Genomic DNA, 10,054 nt, shown 5'->3' with positions numbered 1-10,054 from the left:
CCCCGGGAGAAGAAAACGACAACACCACGAGCAACCACCTCCAGAAGGGGCGTTGCATCGATCAATAGAATCCCGGGTCCGACATGAGCAGCACGATTGGCGTTGGTGAGCGGCTGATAGGTGTTCCGTAGCACGGAGGGATATCGCCCCCCGTCTTCGGAACGCAAACCGGACGAAGCTGAGCACTTTGCGACCGGCGGGTTGTGCCGGTTGAGCGCATCGCTCAACGATTCCTGCAGCGGGCAATCACCAGGTCAAGCGGCCAATGTTGGCGAATGTCGCTCAATGTGGACCAACGTCGCTCAATGTGGCTGAAAGTGCGGAGACGGAGGGATTTGAACCCCGTCTGCACGTCTACGCTCGTGCACGCTGAGGTGCGTCCGCGTTGACTTGACGCGGTGTACGGCCACGTAGGACAGCAGTCAGAGACGCTCGGAATCGTTCGAGTAGACGCGAATTGGACGCACGGGCATGTCAAGCCCAAACCTGAGTGATCGCTCGATTTATCGGTCGGAGAAGTCCTCGACGCGCCAGTCGTCGAGCCAGTCGATGGTGGGGATGTCGCGGTCGAAGCGGATCGGCAGCCAGACGTAGTCGGCGATCGCCGTGTTCTGGCCGGAGCCGGCTGCCATCGCCGCGGCCATGGCGGCTGGGTCGGAAGGCATCTGCATGGTCTCCCCTCGCGATCTTGCGGCGACCGATTCGTACACGTTCGGCATGGTCTCCGGTAGCTGGGGAAGCCACCGGTCCGCCATCGCGATGTACAGATCGCGCTTGCAGGGGTGCTTAAAGATGCAGCTGATCTGCGACCGGAAGGACGTCCGCGAGGCGTCGCCAGGGTGAGCGTCGCCAAGCACGGTCCACGGCCCGTGATAGTCGGGTGCGGACGCTACCTCGGTGAAGTTCGGGAAGTACCCGGTGGACCCCGAGGTCATCAGGAAGTGGATGCCATCGCGTTCGAAGTGCGCGGGTGCCTCGCGAGTGAACGGCGGGCTCGGGTGCGGGAAGTGGAGGGTGTGCACGCCGGACACGTCGGTGTAGTCGTCGGTCAGTTCTGCACAGACGAGGTCCGTGTGCACCTTCTCGAAGTAGTAGTACGCCTTCTTGGTGGTCGGGTCGACGACGAGGTCGAAGTCGCCGGCGCTCATCCCGAGCGGCGTCAGCCCGCTCCGGACGATCTCGTACGGACCGAGGAACGCGTCGGCCGTGAGGACGGTAGAGGCCTGCGTTTCGTGCTCGCCTTCGCCCATCACCTTTAGCCAGCACACGTACTTACCCGTGGCTTCGTTGAAGATGATATGCGGGCGGTCCATCTTCTGCGCCGGATGCAGCGGGGAGGCCGGGTCATCGAGCACCGGAGGGATGATCAGGCCGAGGTCGTTCCAGTTGTACAGGTCGGTCGATGAGTAGGCACGGACTCCCCAGTGCCAGTTCTCGCTGCCCGGCGTGGTCTGCTCCTTGTTCTCGCCGTACCAGTAGAAGGTGTCGTCCTCGTAGTGCATGGAGCCGCCGTGGGCCTGGATTCGATGCCCGTGCGTGTCGAGCCAGGTCTGGCCGGGGCGGATGGAGTGATTCAGGGCCATGAGACGAAGCCCTCCGTCTTAGCGTTCCATGATTCGGGGAAGCCGGTCGTGGCGAGGAGCGAGACGGCCGCGAGCAGGGAGCCGTTCCCGGGGAGGTAGATCGGGAGGATGGAGCCCATCTGGCTGTTGTGTCCCACGAGGGTGAACTGGTTCTTCACTTCATCGCGGAGAAGGGCGTCGACGGCAATGTCGGGTCGGCCGAGGCGGGCCGCAGTCATGGCCATCACGGGGAAGTCCCATCCCCAGGCGGTCGGCCATTCCCACGTCTCGAGTACATCATGCAGGGTCGCCCGCATTGTCTCGGGATCGATGACGGGCGTGGGAGGGATAACGCCGAACGCGGCCAGGAGAGCGGGGTGGTCGTCGCGTCGGAGGTAGGGCTCGGTGGCGATGGCGGTGTAGCGCCCATCTTGGACGAACGGGGTCGCCATCCGGGCCTGCACGTCCGTCCACTCCTGGTGACGGTCGAGGCCCTGGCGATGCCGCCATTGCTGGGCTACCTCCAATCCCCACCACCAGGACGCAAGCTCGTAGATCGGGTCTTCGGTGGTGGTGACGTCGTAGAATTCCTGCGCCGGCATGACCGGGGAGAGCAGATGGAATGCCCCGTCCCGCTCCTCCGCGAACGACGCCATGAACTCCGCCGTGTCATTCACGAGATCCGCATATTCGACGACGAGAGCTGTGCGCTTGGATGCCGAGGACGCCCGCCAAACCAGATCCAGCATGTACAGCACATGCGGCTGCTGCCAGATCAGGAACGACCCGATCGGATCGGGGCTCTCCCTGCCATCAGGGCCGACCTGTTTCGGCCAACGTGCGCCGCGATAGCCCTGGTTGGCTGCGGTGGACCGCGCGCGATCCAGAATCGACAGATACCAGGGAAGGCTGCGTTCGAGCAGTTCCGGGCGCCCCCAGGTCGCGAAGTGGGCGGCGTGCCAGAAGTGCATCTCCAGGTGAGCCTTGCCCTGCCACGAGTTCGTGATGAGTCCCGTCTCAGCGGGCGGCATCGCCCCCGCGCAGTTGACGGCCGTGAGGTACTGCGACAACACGACGCGGCGCTCGAGCTCGTGCGCACGGGGGTCGTCGCTCTCGCCGAGGTCGAGCGCGGCACCCGACAGCCAGAACCGCTTCCATGACCGAGCGGATGCTGCGGCCAGGTCGTCGAATGTCGGCAACTCGTCGGCGCTCTCACCCTGCGTGAATTTCGCGACGAGGTCCATCTCGGAGGCTTCGGCCGTGACCTCGAAGGTGTGCGCGGCCTCCCCGGCGAGGGTCGTCGCGGCGGGGTGGGCGAGGTCGACGCGATACGCCGTGCCGTCGAGCACGCGGTGAATGGTGGCGACGTCGCCATCGACGGCGAGGGTGGAGGCGTGACTGTCGGGGGCGTCCCACGCCGATGTCTGGAAGAACCCCGCCGAAGCGTACGGGAAGCGCAAGGCGACGCGCAGCCGCTCCCCCATCAGCAATACCGAGCGGATTCGGAAGCCGACGGTCGCCGTTCCGGGGTCGGCGATGGTCTCGACCGTAACGTCGGCCCCGTCATACCGGAATCGGCTTTGGAGGACTCCCGACCAGAGGTCGAGTTCTTGCTCGGTGTCGGCGAGGTCTTCCGGGCTGACCTCCCGCGGTTCTCCGTGTTCGTCGTGGAAGGAGAGCCCGATGCGGCCGAGGTCCAGCCTTTGCGGGTTTGCGTTGAGCCATGCGCCGGCGCGGTTCTCGTCCGTGACGTGGCCGCGCATCGCTCCTTCCATGTCGTGACGGTCGGGGTAGCGCACCGGGCCGCGGCGGGTTTGATGCTCTGACATCGCATCGTCGATGACGAAGCCTTCAGGGTTGGGCATCTCGTGCCAGCCCCACGAGGACATCGTCGCAGTGTTCACCGCGGTGCGACCCTGCCGGATGGCGGCAGACTGGTCGTGGTAGCCCGTGAACGTCTGCATCCCCGTGATGTCGGCGGTGTAGGCGAAGTCGCCGTTCCCCACGGTGATCACATGCTCGGGATGAGGCACGTTGACGGTCACATTGTGTCGACGTACGACACGCTCACGGTCGATCATGCGGGCTTCGGGAACCATACGGCGCGCCTTCCTGGAGCGGTTCGGATGCAGCGAGGCAAAGGCCCGCCGCGGGCTGGTGCGAGTCGGACGGTCGTCTGGTAGTCGGTTCAGTACACCGACTCACCGCCATCAGACGGCAGAATGGCGCCGTTGATGTTGACGCTGTCGTCGCTGAGCAGGAACGTGATCGAGGCCGCAAGCGCCTCTGGCACGGAGATGGGCACGTCGGCGCGCTGACTGTCGATGCGCTTCTGACCGAATTCGCTGGTGTTGACAGGCCGCATGCCGGTGAGGGTGCCGCCGGGTGCGACGCTGTTGGTGCGGATGCCGTGCGGCTCGTACATGAATGCGGTGCTCTTGGTGATGCCCACGACGGCGTGCTTTGAGGCGGTGTACGCAAGTCCTGACGACGAACCGCGCAGCGCGGCTTCGGAGGCGATGTTGACGATGGACCCGGTTCCGGCGGCGATCATGAGCGGCAGCACCGCACGGGTGAGCCGGATCAGTCCGAACACGTTGACGTTGAAGACACGTTCTAACACAGCGTCGCTGACCTCATGCATCGGAGCGAAGTCGTCGGAGAGCCCAGCGACATTCGCCACGGCGTCCACTCGCCCCTCCACGGCGGCGACGATCGTCACGATGTCGTCCTCGGAGGTGATGTCGGCGGCAACCGGGCGCACATCGTGTCCGTCGAGCGCGGCTGCGAGCCCGTCCAGCCGATCAGCCGACAGGTCGACGGCGATCACGCGACCGCCTTCGCGGGCTACTCGGGAGGCGACCGCTCGGCCGATCCCCGAAGCGGCACCGGTGACGATGACGGTCTTGCCGTCGAACCGGCCCGCGGTGATCTTCTCGGGCCAGGCGAGCCCGGTGGCCTCGTCGTCGCTCGGCACCCGCCCACCGTTCGCCTGTGCCACGAGGGTGTCGATCAGTCCCTCAGGGGCGTTCTGGGACGACGCAATCAGCGTCCCCAGCGGAACTTTGCGCAGCACGGATAGGGCGTGCTCGTCCATGCCGGCCTGCTCGGCGATGCCCCGGACGATCCGCGCGCCGGCAGGATTCTGCAGCCAGGCGCCGATGGTGCTATTCGCGGTGACGGCTGTGTTGTGCTCGATCATGTTGTTTCCTTTCGGTCTGGGACGGCATTGTTACGCGCGACATCGCCGAGCCACGCCAGACTCGGCTTTGGGTGGCGCCCGAAGCTTTCGCGATCGACGGCGATCAGACCGAACCGGGGTTCCCAGTGGCCCCACTCGTAATTGTCGAGAGCCGACCAGTGTAGGTAGCCGCGCACGTCGATTCCGTCAGCGATCGCCGCGGCCACGTGCTGAAGCGCTTCGGAGGTGTAGGCGATGCGGCGCGTGTCGTCCGCCGTGGCGATCCCGTTCTCGGTGATGAGTGCGGGGGTTCCCTCTGTCATCACGGAGGCGTGACGGATGGCGATCCCGATGGCGTCGGGTCGATACGCGGTGCCGACCATGGTGTTGTCGGGGCTCGGCGCATGGGCCACGATTCCGTGCTCGTCCACCAGTTGTGAAGTGTAGGACTGCACCCCGATGAAGTCATCCCCGCGGGCGGCGACGAGGAAGGCGTTCTCGCGAGCATCCTGCACCTCTTTGAGCTTGGCCTCGCTGCCGGGGACGGCCACAAGTGATTCGTTCGCGGCCGTCCAGCCGACGGCGGCGTCGGTGCGCTCTTTCAGGATGTCCCGGGCGGTGTGATGGGCTGCGATCAGCCTGCGCGCAGCTTCCGGATCCGGGTCGGGCAGCTGCGGCTGCAACGCTCCCTCAACGGTGGGGCTCTGCCATTCCTTGAGCAGGCCCTCACGCGCAAGGTTCATCATGCGCACCATGAAGGCCAGCATGTTGGGCTCGTTGATGGTGCAGATCCATTCGACGCCGCCGAGGATGCTGGTGGCGGCGGCGACGTAGACGGCGAACCGGTCGGCGGAGCGGTCGCTCATCCAGCCGCCTTCCTCCGCGAACCATACCGGGCTCGAGAAGTGATGCAGCGTGACGACAGGAGTGAGCCCGAAACCGAGAGCCGTATCGATCATGCGGCGATAGTGGGCGAGTTCAGCGCGCGATATGTGTCCGGGTACGGGCTCGATACGCGCCCATTCGATGCCGAAGCGATACGAGTTCAGTCCCGCGTCGGCCAGCAGCCGCATATCCTCCGGGTACCGGTGGTAGCTGTCGTTCGCGTCGCCGGAGCGCTGCATACCAGGCATCTTCTGCTCGCGGACCCACCAATCACTGTTGAGGTTGTTGCCCTCCACCTGGTGAGGAGCGGTGGCGGCGCCCCAGAGGAACCCGTTGGGGAACGCGGTCATGAGTTTCCGATGCTTTCTTGAGTAGCGGCGGGGGACGAGGACAAACCAGTTGGGATCGCGTCGTGCGGCCGACCGCAAAAGGCCGGCCGCACGATGGAGGAGCTACCGCACGGACTTGACTCGGAGGATCACAATGCCGCCGAGCACCACCATCACCGCGGACGCCAGGTAGAGGATCGAGTAGTTCGGGTCGCTTCCAGCCGCGATGAAGGTCAACACAGCGGATGCGACCAGCGGGGCGGCGGCCTGCGGGATGGTGGTCGCGAACTGGGTGATGTTCACGAACCGGCCCGCTTCGGTGTCGCGTTCCGGGAGGACATCGAGGAATAGCGCCTGATCGACTGCGGAGAAGACGCCGATCGCGAGGTTGCACATCACCGACCCGGTGAGCAGCAGCGCGAAGCCAGGGGCGACGACCATCACGATGGCGCCGACGCCGAAGAGGATCGCCGCGCCCAGGACGAAGGCCTTGCGGCGCTTGAGTTTGTCGGAGAGGAAGCCACCCGCGAACACCCCGATAATCGTGCCAAGGATGCCAATGAGCCCGAATGTCGCGACGGTCCCGCCGATCTCCTGGACATCGATGTCGAGTCGCTGCGCGAGGAAGTACGCCGTGTAGGTGGTGTTCAACGTGAGGCCGAAGAAGAACAAGAATCGGCCGAGCCAGTTCCACGCGAAGTCGGGGTAGCGCTTCGGGTTGAACACGTAGTTCGCCAAGGCGACCTTGACCGAAAGGCGCTCGCCGAAAACGAGGCCGCGGCTATCCGCATCCTTGAAGTAGAGGACGAAGATCAGGACGAACAGCAGTGCTACCGCGCCTGGCGCCAGGAACAGGAGGAACGGCTGGGATGCGACCATCCCCCCCACGACGGCTCCGACGACGGGCGCGACCATTGTGGCGAAGCCGGTGATGGCGGCCACCCGGCCACGCTGCGATTCCGGGAGCTTGTCTGCCTGGATTGTGGTGAAGATGTTGGTGGTCTGGCTCAGGCCGATCTGCGCGATGATCCAGCCGAGGCCGAGGACGAGGACGTTCGGGCCCATTGCCATGATCGTGAGACCGACGAGACCCACCAGGATGCCGCCTACGAGCCAAGGGCGACGGCGTCCGAACCTCGATCGGGTGCGGTCGCTCAACTGTCCGCCGAGCGGCCCAACGAGGAGCGCCGCGAGCGACCCGACTCCGAGGAGGAGTCCGAGGTACTCGGGGTTGTCCGGGGCAAGGACGTTCGCGCGGAGCGCGAGGGAGATCGCGATCGGTGTCACGAAGGCGAGGTAGGTGCCGAACAAGCCCAGCGCGAGCAGGGCGATGAACCCCTTGCTCACCCGTGGGCGGTTGTCGGGTGCGGTGTCGACCGCTGCCGCGATCTGTTCGGCATCTTCTGCCGCGACGCCCGCCAAGGGGAAGGCGCCCTCGGACAGGAGAGGTCGCTGGTGGTCGGGGGTGCTCATGTGGACTCCTTTGTCTTGCTTGCTTGGTTGGTCGGGATGGGTAGGTCGTTCAGCTCACCGTGAACTTCGCGGTGACGGGTGGGCAGTCGGGGGCGGTGGCAGTGACGGTCATCGTGCCTACGCCGGTGGGGCGGATGATGGCGAGGGCTCTGCCGTCGAAGGTGCGGTGTGTGTCGGTGGAGAAGGTCTCCTCCGTCGAAGGATTTCCGCTTCCGAGCGCCTGGAGAAGGCCAGGGCCTTCGACGGTGACGGTCACGGCGCGGTCAAGGGTGGTGTGCAGGATGCCGTGGCTGTCGGTCAGTGCGAGGTCGATGTAACCGAGGTCGGTGCCGTCGTGCCGCAGTTCGCAGCGTTCGACGTCGGCCTGCAGGACGATGTCGCGGGCGGCACTGCGGAGCACCGCTCTGCCGGTCTCGACGCCGTTCGTGTAACCGACTGCAACGAGGGCTCCGGGACGGTAGGCGGTCTCGAAGATGGCGCGGAACGATCTGTCCTCTCCGACGCGGCGACGATCGATGACGTCCCCATCGAGGAGAAGTTCGATCTCGTCGGCGTCGCTGTAGACCTCGACCCGAACGGGACTGCCCTCGAATCCGGCCCACGACCAGCTGCCGAGGGAGTCCGTCCACGACCAGGGGGTCGCGACGGCAACGGGAACGCCGTGGAACCCTGGCCGGTCGACGGCGATGTACGGGTCGGAGCGGAGGCCGAACACCGTCTCCCGGTAGTAGGAGACAGGGCGGCGGTTGCCGGTGATGTCGATGTCACCGCACCACGCGGTGAGCTCCGGGAAGCCCCCGGAGAAGGAGGTGACTTCTCCGAGATCCGCCGTGTCCGCCGCAGGCCGCAAGTAGCGCACCGTGCCGATGCCGGTCTCGCCCAGGTAGTCCCAGCCGGTCCAGGTGAAGTCGCCGATCACCCGGGGGTCCGCTTGAACGAGCTCCCAGTTGCCGGCGATCGAGCTCGGCCATGTCTCCGTACCGACGATGATGCGGTCGGGGAACCGTTCCCGGTCCGGCACGTAGCGGGCGTCCGAATAGTTCATCCCAGCGACATCGAGGACGGCGAAAGACTCCTCGGTGCGCTCGGTCGCGGCATCCGATGACTGGATATGGCCCATCATCTGACCGAAGCCGGCCATCATCGTGTTGACACCGCCACCCTCGGCAGCGGCATCGGCAGCGGCAGCGTCCCTGCGGGCCTGCATCTGCGGCACGATCGTGTCGAGCATCGCCACGAACGGGTTCACACCGTTGGTGACGAACCGCGTGGGGTCAAGAGAGCGCACTTTCTCGGCCAGGCGGCGTCCCCAGGTCGTACCGATCGGCGTACCGGTCTCGGGGATCTCGTTGCCGATGGAGTAGAAGATCACGCTCGGGTGGTTGAAGTCCTTCACGACCAGCGCCTCGACGTCGCGTTCCCACCACTCGGGGAAGTCGAAGGAGTAGTCGTAGTCGCTCTTACCGGAAGTCCAGACGTCGAACGTCTCGTCCATCACCAGCATCCCGAGTCGGTCGCACGCGTCCAGCAGCGCCGTGCTCATCGGGCAGTGGGAGCTGCGGATGGCGTTGAAGCCAGCCTCCTTCAGCCGGGCCACCTTGCGCTCCTCGGCGGCGCGCATCGACACCACACCCAGTGGGCCGTTGTCGAGATGGATGCACGCCCCGCGCAGCTTGACGGTCTCGCCGTTGATCCGCAGGCCATGGCGGGGGTCCAGCTGCAGCGAGCGGATGCCGACTACCGTGGCTTCTTCGTCGACCACTCGGTCGTCATGGCGGAGCGTGAGGAGCACGTCATAAAGGTTCGGCGCCTCAACGCTCCAGAGAGTAGGGCTGTCGAGGAAGAGACGGTGTCGCACGGTCGCCCGCGTGCCGGGCAGCAGGGTGATTGGAGAGCTGCCTGCGCCGGCCACCGCGCCCCCGGCATCGACGATGAGAATGTCGAGCCGGTAGGTCTTCGTGAGAGGGCTGGCGTTCTCGATCGCAGCGGCGACGTCGACCACGGCGCCGTCCGTCCCGACGGTCGGCGTGGTCACCCGTACGGCATCCGGCACGATGTGCCCGGCATTCTTCACCACGAGATGCACATCGCGGTAGATTCCGGCGCCCGCGTACCAGCGACTGTCGAGGTGGGTTCGGCACTCGACGCGGATCTCGTTCTCGGCGCCGAAAATGAGGAAAGGGTCGATCCGGACTGAGAACCGTGAGTACCCGAACGCGCGCTGACCCGCCAGGTTCCCGTTCACGTATACCGCGGCATCGCGGTAGACGCCATCGAACTCCAGCAGCACGCGGCGGCCGGCGTCTTCAGCCGAGGCGACGTAGGTCTTGCGGTACTCGAACACCCCACCGGGGAAGTAGCCGTTCGTCTCGCCGCGCGGCACATCAGCACGGCGAGGCTGTGCGATGAGCGCGTCGTGCGGCAGATGCACTGGAGTCCAGCCCGAGACGGAGCTTCCGCCCAGCTCCTGGAACGCGGTCACCTTGCTGCGAAAACCCCATCCCTCGTTGAAGAGGACACGGCCAACCGAAAGGCGTGAGTCGTCACGACTCTCCACCTCTACGACTGCGATCTGCTCTGACAGCACAACATCCTCCTCGACGCTCCGCCCGAAAGTACCCACG

7 protein-coding genes are annotated in these 10,054 nt (G+C 65.6%); all 7 read right to left on the bottom strand.

The window, feature by feature from the left end:
- Positions 1-227, bottom strand: a 227-nt coding sequence (locus ACLQ2Q_RS08490; protein WP_425819937.1) for a hypothetical protein, incomplete at its 3' end; no start/stop codon positions are given.
- Positions 228-503: 276 nt separating this feature from the next.
- Positions 504-1,583, bottom strand: a complete 1,080-nt coding sequence (locus ACLQ2Q_RS08485; protein ID WP_425819935.1) for a family 43 glycosylhydrolase — start codon at positions 1,581-1,583, stop codon at positions 504-506.
- Positions 1,574-3,661, bottom strand: coding sequence for a hypothetical protein (locus tag ACLQ2Q_RS08480; protein WP_425819933.1), 2,088 nt, complete (start codon positions 3,659-3,661; stop codon positions 1,574-1,576). The genes ACLQ2Q_RS08485 and ACLQ2Q_RS08480 overlap by 10 nt, the downstream gene beginning before the upstream one ends.
- An 89-nt stretch (positions 3,662-3,750) precedes the next feature.
- On the bottom strand, positions 3,751-4,764 hold the full coding sequence (locus ACLQ2Q_RS08475) for an SDR family NAD(P)-dependent oxidoreductase (protein WP_425819931.1): 1,014 nt from the start codon (positions 4,762-4,764) through the stop codon (positions 3,751-3,753).
- Positions 4,761-5,978 (bottom strand): glycoside hydrolase family 1 protein, encoded by a 1,218-nt coding sequence (locus ACLQ2Q_RS08470; RefSeq protein WP_425819929.1) that lies wholly within the window; start codon positions 5,976-5,978, stop codon positions 4,761-4,763. The genes ACLQ2Q_RS08475 and ACLQ2Q_RS08470 overlap by 4 nt, the downstream gene beginning before the upstream one ends.
- Positions 5,979-6,080: 102 nt before the next feature.
- Positions 6,081-7,430, bottom strand: a complete 1,350-nt coding sequence (locus tag ACLQ2Q_RS08465; protein WP_425819927.1) for an MFS transporter — start codon at positions 7,428-7,430, stop codon at positions 6,081-6,083.
- A gap of 49 nt (positions 7,431-7,479) precedes the next feature.
- Positions 7,480-10,017: a glycoside hydrolase family 2 TIM barrel-domain containing protein gene (locus tag ACLQ2Q_RS08460; protein WP_425819925.1), complete on the bottom strand. Its 2,538-nt coding sequence runs from the start codon at positions 10,015-10,017 to the stop codon at positions 7,480-7,482.
- Between the last annotated feature and the right edge of the window lie 37 nt (positions 10,018-10,054).

The sequence above is a fragment of the Microbacterium sp. DT81.1 genome (assembly GCF_049844955.1).
Taxonomy (GTDB): Bacteria; Actinomycetota; Actinomycetes; order Actinomycetales; family Microbacteriaceae; genus Microbacterium.
This window is presented reverse-complemented; position numbering and strand designations above follow the sequence as displayed.